The 13891-nt window shown below is 68.0% G+C and carries 13 protein-coding genes and 3 pseudogenes; 9 read left to right on the forward strand and 7 right to left on the reverse strand.

Annotation, left to right across the window (positions count from 1 at the left end; all coding sequences use genetic code 11):
* Positions 1 to 100: 100 nt before the first annotated feature.
* The 4 genes from OG410_RS41715 (at position 101) to OG410_RS41730 (ending at position 4209) form a co-directional block, all read left to right on the forward strand.
* Positions 101 to 1303 carry a transposase gene (locus OG410_RS41715; protein ID WP_329303944.1) on the forward strand — a complete coding sequence of 401 codons (1203 nt, stop codon included), beginning with the start codon at positions 101 to 103 and terminating at the stop codon, positions 1301 to 1303.
* 77 nt (positions 1304 to 1380) lie between these two features.
* Positions 1381 to 1953 (forward strand): transposase, encoded by a 573-nt coding sequence (locus tag OG410_RS41720; protein WP_329303945.1) that lies wholly within the window; start codon positions 1381 to 1383, stop codon positions 1951 to 1953.
* 165 nt (positions 1954 to 2118) lie between these two features.
* Complete coding sequence (locus OG410_RS41725; protein WP_329303946.1) at positions 2119 to 3717, forward strand: ISL3 family transposase; 1599 nt, start codon at positions 2119 to 2121, stop codon at positions 3715 to 3717.
* A gap of 54 nt (positions 3718 to 3771) precedes the next feature.
* Entirely contained in the window at positions 3772 to 4209 is a 438-nt protein-coding gene (locus OG410_RS41730; RefSeq protein WP_329303947.1) for a DUF4259 domain-containing protein, read from the forward strand.
* A gap of 147 nt (positions 4210 to 4356) precedes the next feature.
* Here the strand turns inward: OG410_RS41730 and OG410_RS41735 are convergent, their stop codons facing one another.
* The 3 genes from OG410_RS41735 to OG410_RS41745 all read right to left on the reverse strand — a co-directional run bounded on the left by OG410_RS41735 (position 4357) and on the right by OG410_RS41745 (position 5969).
* On the reverse strand, positions 4357 to 4536 hold the full coding sequence (locus tag OG410_RS41735; protein WP_329303948.1) for a hypothetical protein: 180 nt from the start codon (positions 4534 to 4536) through the stop codon (positions 4357 to 4359).
* Between the two features lie 75 nt (positions 4537 to 4611).
* Positions 4612 to 5007, reverse strand: coding sequence for a hypothetical protein (locus OG410_RS41740; protein ID WP_329303949.1), 396 nt, complete (start codon positions 5005 to 5007; stop codon positions 4612 to 4614).
* 509 nt (positions 5008 to 5516) lie between these two features.
* On the reverse strand, positions 5517 to 5969 hold the full coding sequence (locus OG410_RS41745) for a DUF1062 domain-containing protein (RefSeq protein ID WP_329303950.1): 453 nt from the start codon (positions 5967 to 5969) through the stop codon (positions 5517 to 5519).
* 546 nt (positions 5970 to 6515) lie between these two features.
* On the opposite strand from OG410_RS41745, the gene OG410_RS41750 reads away from it, so the two are divergent.
* Positions 6516 to 6812, forward strand: a complete 297-nt coding sequence (locus tag OG410_RS41750) for a hypothetical protein (protein ID WP_328458791.1) — start codon at positions 6516 to 6518, stop codon at positions 6810 to 6812.
* Between the two features lie 457 nt (positions 6813 to 7269).
* On the opposite strand, the pseudogene OG410_RS41755 reads toward OG410_RS41750, so the two are convergent.
* Positions 7270 to 7722: pseudogene (locus tag OG410_RS41755) on the reverse strand (hypothetical protein); the annotation flags it as partial.
* A gap of 256 nt (positions 7723 to 7978) precedes the next feature.
* Between OG410_RS41755 and OG410_RS41760 the strand changes: the two are divergent.
* Positions 7979 to 8404, forward strand: coding sequence for a pyridoxamine 5'-phosphate oxidase family protein (locus OG410_RS41760; protein ID WP_328457703.1), 426 nt, complete (start codon positions 7979 to 7981; stop codon positions 8402 to 8404).
* A gap of 672 nt (positions 8405 to 9076) precedes the next feature.
* On the opposite strand, the gene OG410_RS41765 is transcribed toward OG410_RS41760, so the two are convergent.
* A complete protein-coding gene (locus tag OG410_RS41765) occupies positions 9077 to 10381 on the reverse strand; it encodes a M28 family peptidase (RefSeq protein ID WP_329303951.1) in 1305 nt (434 codons plus the stop codon).
* A gap of 297 nt (positions 10382 to 10678) precedes the next feature.
* Between OG410_RS41765 and OG410_RS41770 the strand changes: the two genes are divergently transcribed.
* On the forward strand, positions 10679 to 11158 hold the full coding sequence (locus OG410_RS41770) for a hypothetical protein (RefSeq protein ID WP_329303952.1): 480 nt from the start codon (positions 10679 to 10681) through the stop codon (positions 11156 to 11158).
* On the opposite strand, the gene tnpA is transcribed toward OG410_RS41770, so the two are convergent.
* Entirely contained in the window at positions 11128 to 11556 is a 429-nt protein-coding gene (gene tnpA / locus OG410_RS41775) for an IS200/IS605 family transposase (protein ID WP_329303953.1), read from the reverse strand. The two genes, OG410_RS41770 and tnpA, sit on opposite strands and share 31 nt — an antisense overlap.
* Positions 11557 to 11578: 22 nt before the next feature.
* On the opposite strand from tnpA, the pseudogene OG410_RS41780 reads away from it, so the two are divergent.
* Together OG410_RS41780 and OG410_RS41785 are read left to right on the forward strand one after the other, a co-directional pair.
* Positions 11579 to 12803: pseudogene (locus tag OG410_RS41780) on the forward strand (RNA-guided endonuclease InsQ/TnpB family protein).
* A gap of 17 nt (positions 12804 to 12820) precedes the next feature.
* Positions 12821 to 12931 (forward strand): annotated as a pseudogene (locus OG410_RS41785) (IS5/IS1182 family transposase); the annotation flags it as partial.
* On the opposite strand, the gene OG410_RS41790 reads toward OG410_RS41785, so the two are convergent.
* Positions 12920 to 13414, reverse strand: coding sequence for a DUF1877 family protein (locus OG410_RS41790; protein WP_329303954.1), 495 nt, complete (start codon positions 13412 to 13414; stop codon positions 12920 to 12922). The pseudogene OG410_RS41785 and the gene OG410_RS41790 overlap by 12 nt on opposite strands.
* Positions 13415 to 13891: the final 477 nt, after the last annotated feature.

Below are 13891 nucleotides of genomic sequence, written 5' to 3' on the forward strand. Positions count from 1 at the left end.
AGGCGCCGCTGTGTTCGTGTGCCATCTCACGTTGGCTCTGTTCGCGAGTTCGGGTTCTGGCTCAGCTTCTGGATGCTGTTGGTGATCTTCACTCGGTGGGGTGACTTCTGCTGACCATGGCTGTGTTCATGTCCTTGAGATGCTGGGCTGGTGGGAGCGGGGCGGTTTCGGCGGTCGGAGGGGTGACCGCAGTGGCAATGGGTTCGGTTTCGGGGCGGGTGATTCGCCGTTGACGGTGCGGATGGCCCGGGCGAGCAGTCCACGGGGCACGGCCGCGATGTGGGTGCGTGATCGGCTGGACGGCATGTTCACGGAGGCCGATTTCGCCGACTGGTATCCGGCTGACGGACGGCCTGGGTTGTCGCCGGCTCAGCTGGCTCTCGTGTCGGTGCTGCAGTACGCGGAGAACCTCACCGACCGGCAGGCGGCGGACGCAGTCCGCTGCCGCCTGGACTGGAAGTACTGTCTGGGCCTTGAGCTGGACGATCCGGGGTTCGACTTCACGGTCCTGAGCGAATTTCGTGGCCGGGTGGCCGAGGGCGACCGCGCGGACCGGCTCCTGGCGCTGGTCGTGGACCGGCTTGCAGAAGCCGGGCTGGTCAAAAGGCGGGGACGGATCCGAACGGATTCCACCCACGTGCTGGCGGCGGTCCGCCGTCTGAACCGGGGTGAACTGGTCGCCGAGACGCTGCGCTGTGCTCTGGAGGAACTCACGCTGCAGGGTGAGGAATGGTTGGCCGCTCTCGTGACTCCTGACTGGGCGGACCGCTATGGCCGCCCGGTCCGCTATGAGCGGCTTCCCCGTGGTGGTGACGCATTGATCGCCTGGGTGCTGCAGGTGGGTGAGGACGGGCTGCACATCCTGCGCGCCGTTTATCGTGACGATGCCCCGCCTGGCTTGCGGGAGTTGAGGCCGGTGCAGGTCCTGCGGCAGGTCTGGGTCCAGCAGTACTGGCACGACGAGACGGGCCAACTCCGGTGGCGGGCAGCGAAGTCGACGCGTGACCGGGCCAGCCGGAGGGCGACGGATCAAAGGAATACGGGCAAGTCTTCAGCGGCCGGGCGGCCAGATCCTGGTTCAGCACGAGTGCCGTGGTCGACGATGGAGATCGTCACCCCGCACGATCCCGAGGCCCGTTACAGCCAGAAGGTCACCGCGGCCGGCCGGAACGACTGGATCGGTTATCGCGATCATCAGACCGAGACCTGCGACGAGATGAGCCCAACGTCATCGTCCAGGTCCTCACCCGCCCGGCGCCGCAACAGGACATCGACGCCCTCGACGACATCCACCGACAGCTGATCCGGCAGGGCTTTCAGCCCATCGAGCACGTCGTCGACGGCGGCTATGTCACCCCGGACAGCGTCCACCAGGCAGCCATGGCCTGGGACATCTCCTTGCTCGGCCCAGTCCGCGAGGACCCACACGCCGCCCAGCGGCCGGGCTTCACGAAGGAGGACTTCCACATCGACTGGGACAACCGCACCCTCACCTGCCCGAACGGCATCACCAGCCCGCCCTGGAAACCCACCCTCGGCGACGGACACCCCCAACTGTCCGTCCTCTTCCCCCGCAAGGCATGCCGGGAATGCGAAGACCGCCTGAAGTGCACCGGCAACGTCGATGGCAAAGGACGCCACATCCTCTTGCTGCCTGAGCCCCAACAGAAGATCCAGTCCAAGGCCAGGAAAGACCAGAAGACCAGCAGCTGGCGGCGGCGCTATGCCATCCGCGCAGGCTGCGAGGCCACCGTCTCGGAAACCGTTCACGCTCACGGCCTGCGCCACTGCCGCTACCGAGGCCTGGCAAAGACGCACGTCCAACACGTGCTCACAGCCGCCGGAACCAACATCGTCCGACTCAGTGAATGCTTCCCACCCGGCACCACCCCGGCTTCTCCACCACGACCACCCAGCCACTTCCGGCAGCTCTGCGGAAGGCTGACGGCCTAGAGATCACCAACAGCATCCGGAAGTTGAGCCAGAACCCGAGAACGGGGCTCTGGTCCACTTGGTGTGGTCGCGTACGCAGCGTGACTGTTGATCTTCTCGTGATGGTGGCTGAGATAGCCCGAAAATCGCCCGGCTGGTGTGCAGCGTGGCTGACAGTGCTGCGCCGTGAACGAAGTACAGCCGCAACTCGAAGAGTTGCTGTTCTCCTCGCTGGAGAACGTGTTGGTGGAGTCGGTCGAGGTGACCGACACGGCTGTCCGGATCGAGGCCCTGAGCACTGCCCGGCAGGCGACTTGCCCGGACTGCGGATGCCCGTCGAGGCGAATACACGGCTCCTATCTGCGGTTTCCCCATGACCTGCCGACGGCGGGCAAGTCCGCCGTGGTGGCGTTGAGGGTGCGCCGGTTTGTCTGCGCGGAGGGCACCTGTCCGCGCAAGACCTTCGCCGAACAGGTGCCGGGGCTCACTCGCCGGTTCAGCCGACGGACGGAACGGCTGCGATCAACACTCATCTCGGTCGGCCTCGCGCTCGCGGGCCGGGCCGGGGCTCGCATGACCGGCGCCTTCGGGGCCCCGGTCAGCCGGAACACCTTGCTCAGGCTGATCGCCTCGATCCCGGATCCACCCGCTGTCACGCCCCGCGTGGTCGGCATGGACGAATACGCCCAGCGCAAGGGACGGATCTACGGAACGGTGCTCGTCGACGTCGAATCACGTCGTCCGATCGACCTCCTGCCCGACCGGGAGGCGGACACGCTCGCAGCCTGGCTCGCCGAGCGGCCGGGCATCGAGATCGTCTGCCGTGACCGTGCATCCTTCTTCGCAGACGGAGCCACCCGCGGTGCCCCGCAGGCCATCCAAGTCGCTGACCGGTGGCACCTTTGGCACAACCTGGGCGAAGCCGCAGAGAAATGTGTCTACCGGCACCGCGGCTGCTTGCGTCCCCCGCCGGAACAGCCGGAGGAACCCCGGGATGAGCCGGAGTCGGCCGCGTCATCGCCCTGGCCGACAGGGCACCGGTTCGCCGAACGCACCCGCGCCAAGCACGCCACCATCCACGCGCTCCTCGCCGCCGGTCACAGCAAGCGGTCCGTCGCCCGACAGCTCGGGATGACGCTCAACACGATCTTGCGCTTCTCCCGCGCCACCACCCCGGAGGAGATGTTCACCGGGCAGTGGCAAGACCGTGCGACCAGGCTCGACGCCTACAAGCCCTACCTCGATCAGTGCTGGCAGGAAGGCTGCACCAACGCCTGGACACTATGGGAGGAGATCAAGGAACAGGGCTATCCCCGTGGCTACGCCAGCGTCCGCGACTACGTCAGCAGGAACCTTCGCGGCAAACCCCAACCAGTCGGCCCTCGCCCGCCCTCGGCCCGCGCCGTCACGCGCTGGATCCTCACCCACCCCGACGCTCTGCCCGAAGGCGACCGGATCCGGCTCAAGGCTGTCCTGGCCAACTGCCCCGAACTGACCGCTCCTGTCGAGTACGTGCGCTCGTTCGCCCACATGGTCACCGAGCTGCAAGGCGACCAACTGCCGGAGTGGATTGCATCCGCCCGAACCACCACCGACCTGCCAAGCCTCAGCCGATTTGCCCAGCACCTCGAACGCGACCTCGACTCGGTCATCGCCGGCCTGACCCTGCCATGGAGCTCAGGCGTCGTTGAAGGACACGTCAACAGGATCAAGATGCTCAAGCGGCAGATGTACGGTCGCGCTGGCTTCAAGCTCCTGCGCAAGCGGGTACTGCTTGCCTCCTGACCTCACTGTCAGTGGCCAATGCGACGATCCCCAGACGGCCAAGCGAGGAGAGAAATGGGCACCTGGGACATCGGCCCCTTCGATAACGACACCGCCGCCGACTTCGGAGGTGACCTGGACGAGGCAGCACTGGAAGAACGCGAAGCCATGATCCGCAGCGCGCTCCAACGCGCCGCTGCCTCTGCGGACTTCCTGGATACCTCCGACGGTGAGCGAGCAGTGGCCGCAGCCGCCCTGATCGTTGCTCAGCACCCTGACGGCGAACGGACATGCTCGAACTACGGTCCGTCAGAACCCCTGCCAGAGTTGCCCGCAGACCTTCGAACGCTCGCCGTCGACGCTCTGGACCAAGTGGTCTCCGAGCGGTCTGAACTCGCCGAACTCTGGGACGACGCTGCCAACGGCTCGAAGTGGCGCCACGACATCACCCGCCTTCGCGACGTCCTTGACCCTCCGGCCCCTCCACAAGAGGACGCCCTCTTCGACATCTAAGCGATCACCCACAGTCACGGGTCACAGGAATTGGACCAGAGCCCGAGAACGGACAGCAGATGTCCACGAGATTGGGAGGCAGTGGGTTGCGTTGCTGTTCGAATCCCACGGATAGGCCAGCCCTTTCGGAGCGCGGTACCGAGGTGCCTAGCTCGGCAACATCTGGCCCAGAGGCCAATGAACGGGGTGCCAGTGCTCCAGCGCATCGTCCAGCAGAGGCGCCTCGGGGTCGTCCCAGAGCAGGCAGCCCCACACCAGGCCGGGCACATCTGGGCCCATGGCATCGGCCGGCCCATCGGTGAGCGTGCGGTGCACGGCATCGGCCACCGGCCTGCCCCACACCATCCGAAACCGAAACGGGTCACCAGCGAGGAGCTGGTGACCCGTCACGAAAGATCGTGGCTAGCAGTGGCTGCTGCTCTGCGAAGTGATCTTCGCCAGCTCGTTGTTGCTGACCTTCTTCCACAGGTCGCCCTTGCCGACCTGGTCGTAGGTACTCCACCAGTAAGGGATGTACTGCAGGTTCTGGTTCAGGGTGTACCAGGTGACTTTGTAGCACCATCCTGCATCGACCCGGAAGGTGTCCCAATCCCCCCTTCCAGCCGTCGACTCGTTCGGCGACAGCCATTCCGTCGCCGAACCGGAGCATGGGCCGTTGTTCCCGTCGCACCAGTCGTGGGCGGCGGTAGCGCCATAGCTTGATGCGTTCCAGGTGGTTGAGCAGATCGGATAGCTGCACGAAGGCCCGGCGCTGGCCGAGCTTGGCGCGATGATCGCCCCCGCTACGAGAGCGGACATCACTAGCGCGAACCGTGCCAGAAACCTTCCACGCTTCCCCACAGTGCCCCCTTGAATGCGGGCCACCCAATGCGGCCGAGCGGAACGTACCAGGGCATGTGGTTCCCGACTAGAACTGGGACGTGACCGGCTCGCCATCGCCCTGCGAATCCCCCAAGGCCCCGGTCCCTATGCGCCCGTCTGCCGCGGTCACCCGAACCCCAGCTCAGCCTGTCCCTCCAACGGAGCCACACCCGTCGTAGGAGGGCTGCTCCCCAACCGTGTGAGCCTGAGCACGATAGGTGTCGTGTTTGCAGGACACCTATCGGTGCCCTGACTCCAGCGTGTCGGTTGGGCCTGTCCGGCGGATCGGATCCTGCCGGACAGGCTCCGGGCCTGAAGGGCTCAGCGCTTGAGCATGAAGGTGAAGTCGCCCGAGAGCTTGCCGCTCAGGCGGGCTGTCGACACGAGGTTTCCCTCGGCAGGCAGCCTCTCGGCCTAGGCTCGCGAGGAGCCGAAACCTTCGGCGCTCAGACGCACCGGTCGCACAGATTTCCGCGCCGGAAAGCGGACCGAGACCAAGCCACCCCCGGCACAGGCGCCCACCGGCCGCGGTGCCCCCGGTGCGGCGGCGGACCGTACGGCGATTGCCAGGCCGGCCGCTCGGTTCGACCCGAGCCGCCCACATCGCGGCGCCGTACGACCGGGTCCTGGAGCAGTTCGGCTGCCAGGCCGGGGTCGTTGCCGTGCAGCATGTGCAGGAGCTCGGGTCGTACGGAACGCACGTTCATCCGCTCCAGGACAGCGAGCTTGGTGGTGTCCCCGCACTCGGTGCACAGTGCGAGGAGCCAGGCGTGGAGGAACTTGTGGTTCGCGTTGACGCGGAATTTGCCGTTCGCCCGGAAGCGCCCGGAGGCGCACCTGTGGCAACGGCGGAGAACGATCGACAGGCAGGTGGGCACGACCACCCAGTTCTTGGACACAGAAATACACCGGTTCCAGTGAGAAGACCGCAGCGAAAAGGAGCGCGGCGCACATGTGCGACGCGCGACGGATCAGCGCTCGGGGGGTCTCACTTGGTGTACAACGGCACGTCCTTGACCGGGTGATTGTGGGCGGGAGAACGGTAACGGCACACGAGGGTGCGGTTCCACGGATTTTCGGGCGGTTGGCGATCCCTCGTGGCGGGGGCCCACATCACCCTCGACCCACCGGACATGCCTTATTGGCTCTGGCCCGCCGTAGGAACCACGAAGGTCGACTCGCCCTCCAGGCCGCGAAGAACTGCGGCAGCGCCGACCCGGTCTCACAGCGGATCAACCTCGATGACGTCCGCAGGGCCCGTCTGGAGGCCGAAGCTGTCGGCACGCACGCGCGGCCACCTCGGAGTACCTATCAAGACCGCAAAACGGCTTCCTGCCCGCACCCAGCCCGCTTCGCGTCGAACTGGCCCGCCACACCTCGGACTTGAAGTGATCAAATAGGAGAAGTCGGCTCTGTGGCAGGAGGCCGGCGGCCATAATCCGGGGGTGGCAGGACTCGGGGGCCGACGCCAGCGGCGCAACTGGCAGATGATCGGCGCCTTGTGCGTCCTGGCGATCGTGGTGAGCATCGTGTACGCGGTGCGGCAGCTCATCCGCGGCGGTCTCGAGCCGGCCGATACCGCGGGCCTGCTCGGTCTTCCCCTGGGCATGACCGGGCTCGTGGCGACGGTCGTGGCGCTGCGCAAGCCCGTCGAGGGCAACGACGCCGAACTCGCCCGTGGCTGGGCCGCAATACTGGCCAGCCAGGTCCAGGCTGGGGAGAGCCGAGTGCGGGTGGGGTAGAGGAGTGGCCTCCGCTTGTGCTCCGCGACGGCGTCTTCGGCCCGCTGAAGCGCTTGGGCTTCGAGCTCCTTCGGGTCGCGGAAAGTGTCACCGCAGGACACCGTCACTGCCGGACCCAGGCGCCAGAGCGTGGCGTTGACCGCGCACAGGCTACGGCCACGGATTGCCCGGCCACGGGCCGCCCGGGCGCCGACCGGCCTGTCGGCCACCGGCCGGCTGCCCGCCGGGGCGCCGCCCGCCGACCGATGGCCGGACGCCGGGCGGCGGCGCTCGGGGCGGGGGCCGCCGCCCGGGCGGGGGTGCGTTCCTCGGCGGGAAGGCTCCCGGTGGTGCCGCATGTGTCGAGGGCCGTCACGGGGAACAGCCCGGAGACGGGCCCGGGAAGGCATGCGGGAACCCTCCCGGAGAGGGGTGCGCGGACCGGTCCGCGGGCCGAGACGACCCGGTCCGCGTCCCGCGTCGCGGTCCCGTCCCGGTCGGCCGCGAAGACGAACAGCCGCAGCACCAGGAAGCGGCCGGTCCCGGCGAGCCCGGCCGCGCCCAGATAGACGGCCTGCTCCGTGACCGCCCCGGGCGACGACCGCACCAGGTGCAGGACGAACATCGCCAACGACGTCACCGCGTAGGCGGCGGTGGCCGATCCTGCGGACTGCCAGTGGCGCCGCCACCCGGCCCGGCGCCCGGTCCCGAAGGTGAAGAGCGCGTGCAGCTCCGTGCACAGGGCGGTCGACGCGACGGTGACCACGGCGTTCGCCGCGGACCACGGCATCAGCGCGGCCAGCAGCGCAACGGCACCGCTGGAGAGGACCCCGACACCTCCGCCGCACACCACGAACCGGACGAACGAGGCGAGCGGCCCGGGAACGGCCGCGCCGACCGTCTCCGGTCCCGGCTCGGGCTGCGGCGTCATGGTGAATTCCCTTCCGGCGGGCGGGTCCTGGACCGCGGTGGTCGACCCGGTTCCACCCTGCCGTCGCCCGCGCGCGGCCACGAGACGGTCCGCACCCGGATCCATGGTGGAGCTGGCCCCACCCCGGGCCGAGGGCTCCGCCCACCAGGGGACCGGCGGAGCCGCGCCGGAGAGCCTGAATAGGAGCGGGGACAGAGCGTGCTGACATCAGGGCAGCGACACCGCCCGCACCCGTCCGCACCCCGGAGGAGTCCGCATGGCCCTGTCCCGTGAAGAGCGTCAGAAGTTCCTGGCAGAACCGCACGTCGCCGCCTTCGCGGTGGACGGCGGGGCGGGACGCGCCCCGCTGACCGTGCCGATCTGGTACCAGTACGAACCCGACGGCACCGTGTGGATCATGACCGGGTCGGAGTCCCGCAAGAACCGGCTGATCGAGGCGGCGGGGCGGTTCTCCCTGATGATCGACCGGCTCGAACCCACCATCCGGTACGTGTCCGTGGAAGGTCCGGTCCTGGACACGACTCCCGCCACCCGCGAGAAGTTGCGGGAGATCTCGGCGCGCTATCTGCCGGCCGAGAAGGTCGACGCGTACGTCGACTTCGCGTGGAAGGAGCACGGCACGCAGGTCGTCGTGCGCATGCGCCCCGAGCACTGGTTCTCGTCCGACCTCGGTTCGGTCTGAGCCGTCGCCCCGGTCCGGTCCGAGGCGGAGTCGGGCCGGGCGCGCGGGGCGTCCGCCGCGACCCCGTGCGACGCCGCGTGAAGCAGGTCGATGTCGGACAGCTCGCCCCCGGCCGGTCCGCGGCTGCTGGCGGCCGCCCTGTGCGTGGGCGCGGCTGGAGCGTTCTGCCGGCTTCGTGCGGCACACGGCCGCCCCTATGCCCGTCGGCTGTCCGAGTCCGAGGAGGCGAGGGGGCGGCCGCTGGAGGTCGAGGACCACGACGAGGCTTTGGCCAGCGCCCGTCATCTGCGCGCGGGGATCATCCTGACCTGCCTGTGCACGGCCCTGCTCGTCACCGCGGTCGGCGTTACGCTGGTACGCCCCGCCGAAGAACCTTCCGCAATTGATGATCCGGCAGGGCACGACCACACTGTGCGGGGAGGTCGTCGCGGTCCGACCTGGCACGGCCGTGCTCAAGACCGACGGCGTCGCTGTGACAGTCCGCCTGTCCCGAGCCGACTCCGTCACCCCGGTCGCGGCGTGTCCCGTCGCCCCTTCCTGCACCGGGTAGGCCGACGGGCCACGATCCTCCGTGGGTCTACGGGGGACTGAGAAGCCGACGAGCAGCCCTCATGCTGAGGGCCGAAGGAGTGCCATGTCGGGTCGGGGCGCGTGGTTGTGCTCGGGTGGCAGTCAGGGGAAGGTCAACTTGAAGCTGTTGATGTACCCGGTGTCGTACGTGGCCCTGTCCTGGACGCGCAGGCTCCAGGACCCGTTGGCGACCTCTGCTGAGGCATTGACCGTGTAGGTGGTCTGGACGTTGTCCGCAGAGTCGGAGGACGAGTAGGGCTTGAGATTGTAGACCGTGCCGTCGGGGGCAATGAGGTCGACGACCAGGTCGCCGCGCCAGGTGTGGATGATGTCCACGCCGACGGCGAGGTCGCTGGGTGCGTTGCCCGTGATTCCGGTGACGTTGACGGACGAGGTCACCACGGCGCCGTTGTCCGGGATGGACACATCGGAGGTGTTCTCGAAGACGGTGCCCGCCGGCGGGGTCGTTGTGCCGGACGAGAGGTTCCAGATCGCGTGGGCGATGGCGTCGCTATTGCGGTCCAGAGCCGTGTCGTTGATGTTGGTGGTCGTGTCGCAGGACGAGTGGTAGCAGCGGTCGAAGGCGGTGGCGGTGCCGCCCCACTTCTGCACCTGCGCGGAGGTCTTGGTGCGGCTGGCGCCGGTGAACAGGCCGCCGACGGGTATGCCGACGTTCTTGAAGGAGGCATGGTCGGAGCGGCCGTCGCCCTCGGTCTCGATCTCGGTGGGGACACCGATTCCGGCGAAGTAGTCCTTGAAGTTCTTCTCGATCGTCGGGTCGTCGTCGTAGACGAAGTAGCCGGGATTGGGGGAGCCGATCATGTCGAAGTTCAGGTAGCCGCTGATCTTCGCGCGTTCAGTGGACGGCAAGTTGTTGACGTAGTACTTGGAGCCGACGAGTCCGAGTTCTTCGGCGCCCCACCAAGCGAACCGGAGGTGTTTGGTGGGCTGGTACCCGGTCCGTGCGACGGCCAGCGCGGTCTCCAGGATGGCCGCCGAGCCGGAGCCGTTGTCGTTGATGCCGGGGCCGGAGGTCACCGAGTCGAGGTGCGAGCCGGCCATGAGGACCTGGTTGGTGTCGCCGCCGGGCCAGTCGGCGATCAGGTTGTAGCCGGTGGAACCGCTGGAGGTGAACTGCTCGATTCTCGTGGTGTATCCGGCGGCGTCCAGTTTCGCCTTGACGAAGTCGATGGACGCCTTGTAGCCGGCTCGGCCGTGGGCGCGGTTGCCGCCGTTGGCGCTGGCGATCGACTGGAGATCGGCGAGGTGCTGCTTGACGTTGGCGACTGGGATGTCGGGTGCGGCGGCGACGCTTTGGGCAGTGGCTGCCGGGACGGCCCCGGCGAGCAGCCCGGCGAGGGTGATACCGGCCACTGCGAGGACACGCTGACGTGCAGAGAGGCTCATGTGGGGGCTCCGTGATTCCGAACTGAAGGTGGGTTGCGGAACGTGTAAAACGTCCCGCTGCGTGGTGACGCGGGACGTTGGAGCTGTGTAAAGCCTGTGCCTGGTGCGGCGATGCGAAGTGAATAGTCGATGAGTGTTGACGTTGCGTCAAGAGTGCCTGTCGTGAGCTGGGTTGATGCACACAGCTGTAGGCGCCGTGCGGACAGTCGCAGCCCGTTTCGGACAGGCCTCTCCGCCATGAGAAGCCGTATTTCAACCGATCTTGGAACGTGCGGATCAAACGGAGTTCCTGGTCGGGTGATCTCCCCGTTGTACGAGCATGAAGACAGGGCCTCCTGGTACTTCGGGGTGCGACCCCATTCCGAGCGGTTCCCGGAGGCCCTGCTGTTGTACGCGCCCGAGCCCGCCCGCTTCAACTCGTTCGCCGTGTCGTGCGATTGCATCGCGCACCTGTACGACAATGCGGCCGACCATCCCGATCGGGTGCGCCGATATCCGTCGGACATGACGGACGCGGAGTGGGCCGAGATCCGGCTTTTGCTGCCGGTGCCGGCCTGGCTTCAAGGGCGGGGCGGACACCCCGAGGGCTACTGCCACCGCCAGCTGCTGGACGCGATCGCCTCTACTCTGATCTTGCGAGAGTGCCCCGGCTTTCAGGCCGGGGGTGAATCGCGTCTCTGGGCTGCTCTGGCCTCGGCCGTGGGCATGGGTCAGCGCTGTCTGCCCGCGCCCACGGCTGCCCGCGCTCAGTCCGGGCGCTTGTGCTGTGCGATGTAGTCCTTGACTGCTTGGAGTGGCGCGCCGCCGCACGAGCCGGCGAAGTAGGAGGGCGACCAGAACCGGCCGGGCGTGATCGCCTGGTTGACCCGGCCGGTGAACTCCGCGTGCAGGCGGCGGGAGGAGACGCCCTTGAGGCTGTTGACCAGGCTGGCGAGTGCGACCTTGGGCGGGTGGTGCACGAGCAGGTGGACATGGTCGGTTTCGCCGTTGAACTCCTTCAGCTTGGCGTCGAAGTCCTCGCACACCTTGCGCATGATCTCTTCGCAGCGCGTCAGCATCTCGTCGTCCAGGGCGCCGTGCCGGTACTTGGTGACGAACACCAAATGCGCGTGCAGGTTGTAGACGACTGTTCGACCCCTGCGGATATCCGGGTTTGGTTCCCATCGTGGCGACATAGGCCAATGCCAAAGTGCTCTGATGCAGCTTCGGTACAGCTTCCGCCTGTATCCGAGCACTGGTCAGCGTGCTGCGTTGGCGAGGGCGTTCGGGTGCGCGCGGGTGGTCTTCAGCGACGCGTTGCGCGTCCGCGAGGAGGCCCGTGCGGCGGGGCTGGGGTTCGTCGCCTCGGCGGAGCTGTCCAAGCGCCTCACCGCTGCGAAGAAGACACCGCAACGGGCCTGGCTCGGCGAGGTCTCGGCGGTGGTCCTCCAGCAGTCCCTCCGCGACCTGGACACCGCCTACCGGAACTTCTTCGACGGCCTCAAGGGCAAACGCCCGAAGACGGGCGCGCCGCGGTTCAAGTCGAAGCGGGACAACCGGCAGTCGGTCCGTTTCACCGCGAACGCCTCGTGGCGGATCACGCCGGGCAAAAAGCTGCGTCTGCCGAAGATCGGCGACGTGAAGGTGAAGTGGTCGCGTGTCCTGCCCTCCACTCCGTCAACGGTGACGGTGGTCAAGGATGCGGCCGGCCGGTACTTCGCGAGCTTCGTCATCGAGACGGACGCCTCGGAGGTACTGCCCCAGGCGACGCCGGAGGTCGGCATCGATCTGACACTTCGCCGTCCTCTCCGACGGCCGCAAGATCGGCTCCCCGCGCTTCCTGCGCCGGGCCGAGAAGAAGCTCAAGCGGGAGCAGCAGCGGCTGTCCCGTAAGACCAAGGGCTCCAGCAACCGGACCAAAGCCAGGCTGAAGGTCGCCCGCGCTCACGCCCGGGTGGCGGACGCGCGCCGCGAGTTCCACCACCAGCTCTCCACCCAGCTGATCCGCGAGAACCAAGCGATCGCCGTGGAAGACCTGGCGGTGAAGGGACTCGCCCGCACACGCCTGGCCAAATCCGTCCACGACGCCGGCTGGTCGGCGTTCGTGACCATGCTGGAGTACAAAGCCGCCCGGTACGGGCGCGCCTTCCACCGGATTGGCCGCTTCGAGCCCACCAGTCAGGTGTGCTCACGCTGCGGCGTCAAGGACGGCCCCAAGCCCCTCGACGTCCGTATGTGGACGTGTGGAGCATGCGGGGCGGTCCTGGACCGGGATGTGAACGCGGCAGTCAACGTCGCCAAGGCCGCCGGACTGGCGGTGCCGGCCTGTGGAGCGCAGGTAAGACAGGCACCCGTGCCCGCACCGCGCAGCGAAACAGGAACCCACCAAGAGCTACCCACCGCGTCGCCGCAGTGGGAGCAGATCGGAATCCCGAGCCTTTAGGCCCGGGAGGATGTCAACAGCAGTACAACCGCGACCATGCCCGCCTGCGCGCACTCGGCGAACGCGCCTTCGCCCAGCTCAAGTCCTGGCGCCTGTCGCGGAAACCTTCGCGCGCCTCAGGTCGGCAGCCACTTCACCACCGCGTCCCCACACTCGGCCGTCTGTGCGTAGAACGCCCTCAGCTCCTGGTGCGCCGCCGCGAACGCCTGCCACGTCTCGGGCTCCGCGGTCACGCCGCCGTAGTGCGGCAGCAGTTCGGCGCGGGCGAAATCCCACAGTGCGTCGAAGTCGGCCATCGCCAGGAACCTGGCCACCCGGCGGGCCTGAGCCGCCGTCAGCACCAGGAGCGGCGGCTTGTGCCGGTCGGCGCGGAACACCGGCCGACCACCGAGCACCACCTGGGCCTGGGGCCGGTCTTCGACACGATGCGGGGGAGCGGCGGCGTAGATGCGTTGCTGGTCCAGATAGCGCTTGTCCAGTGCCTCTTCACGGTGCCGGCCGACCCGGTGCCGGACGGTCTCCGAGTCGTCCTCGAAGAGTCGTTCAAGCCAGGTCGTGCTGTTGCGTAGTGCGGGGGGCGGCACCGCTCGCAGACGGAGGTACGTACTCATGCCAGAGGGAGCGCACGGGGGCGCCGAAGCATTACGCGGCCGACGGACCCCGTTTGAGGGAAGACACTCGACCGTGGTGCGCGCGGGGATGGGGCGGTACCGCTCCGGTTGTCGGAAAGGGCGGACGGCGACCACTGGATCCCTCTCCGTGCCACTCACGGAGAGAGGAAGAGCGGCACGACGAGCGGTCCGGGGGCGTGGCGCTGGCGTCCGGTGGGCGGGCGCCTCGGCCTGCGCGGTACAGGAGCGGTACAGGACCGGGCGCTCACCCAGCGAATGGCCGGCGCGAAACGTGACCTGACCGGGACTGTGCCGGTTGCGCTGCGTCCTATGCACCGGATCCGCAGGGTGCCGAGAAGCCGTCAGGCGGCCCCGGACGCCGCGGCGCGGGCACGTGTCCCCGGCGCGGCGCGGCTATCCGGAGCTCCTCGCGTGGGGCTGCGCGTCCTCGTTGGCTGGGTGGCGGGCACCGGCGAC

It is taken from the genome of Streptomyces sp. NBC_00659, from assembly GCF_036226925.1.
Lineage (GTDB): Bacteria > Actinomycetota > Actinomycetes > Streptomycetales > Streptomycetaceae > Streptomyces.

What these genes read in the sequence shown, in the direction of transcription:
- OG410_RS41720 (WP_329303945.1), top strand. Translation starts at nt 1,381, where the DNA reads ATGGCCTGGGACATCTCCTTGCTCGGCCCAGTCCGCGAGGACCCACAC.
- OG410_RS41730 (WP_329303947.1), top strand. Translation starts at nt 3,772, where the DNA reads ATGGGCACCTGGGACATCGGCCCCTTCGATAACGACACCGCCGCCGAC.
- OG410_RS41740 (WP_329303949.1), bottom strand. Translation starts at nt 5,007, where the DNA reads ATGTCCGCTCTCGTAGCGGGGGCGATCATCGCGCCAAGCTCGGCCAGC.
- OG410_RS41760 (WP_328457703.1), top strand. Translation starts at nt 7,979, where the DNA reads ATGGCCCTGTCCCGTGAAGAGCGTCAGAAGTTCCTGGCAGAACCGCAC.
- OG410_RS41765 (WP_329303951.1), bottom strand. Translation starts at nt 10,381, where the DNA reads ATGAGCCTCTCTGCACGTCAGCGTGTCCTCGCAGTGGCCGGTATCACC.
- tnpA (WP_329303953.1), bottom strand. Translation starts at nt 11,556, where the DNA reads ATGTCGCCACGATGGGAACCAAACCCGGATATCCGCAGGGGTCGAACA.
- OG410_RS41790 (WP_329303954.1), bottom strand. Translation starts at nt 13,414, where the DNA reads ATGAGTACGTACCTCCGTCTGCGAGCGGTGCCGCCCCCCGCACTACGC.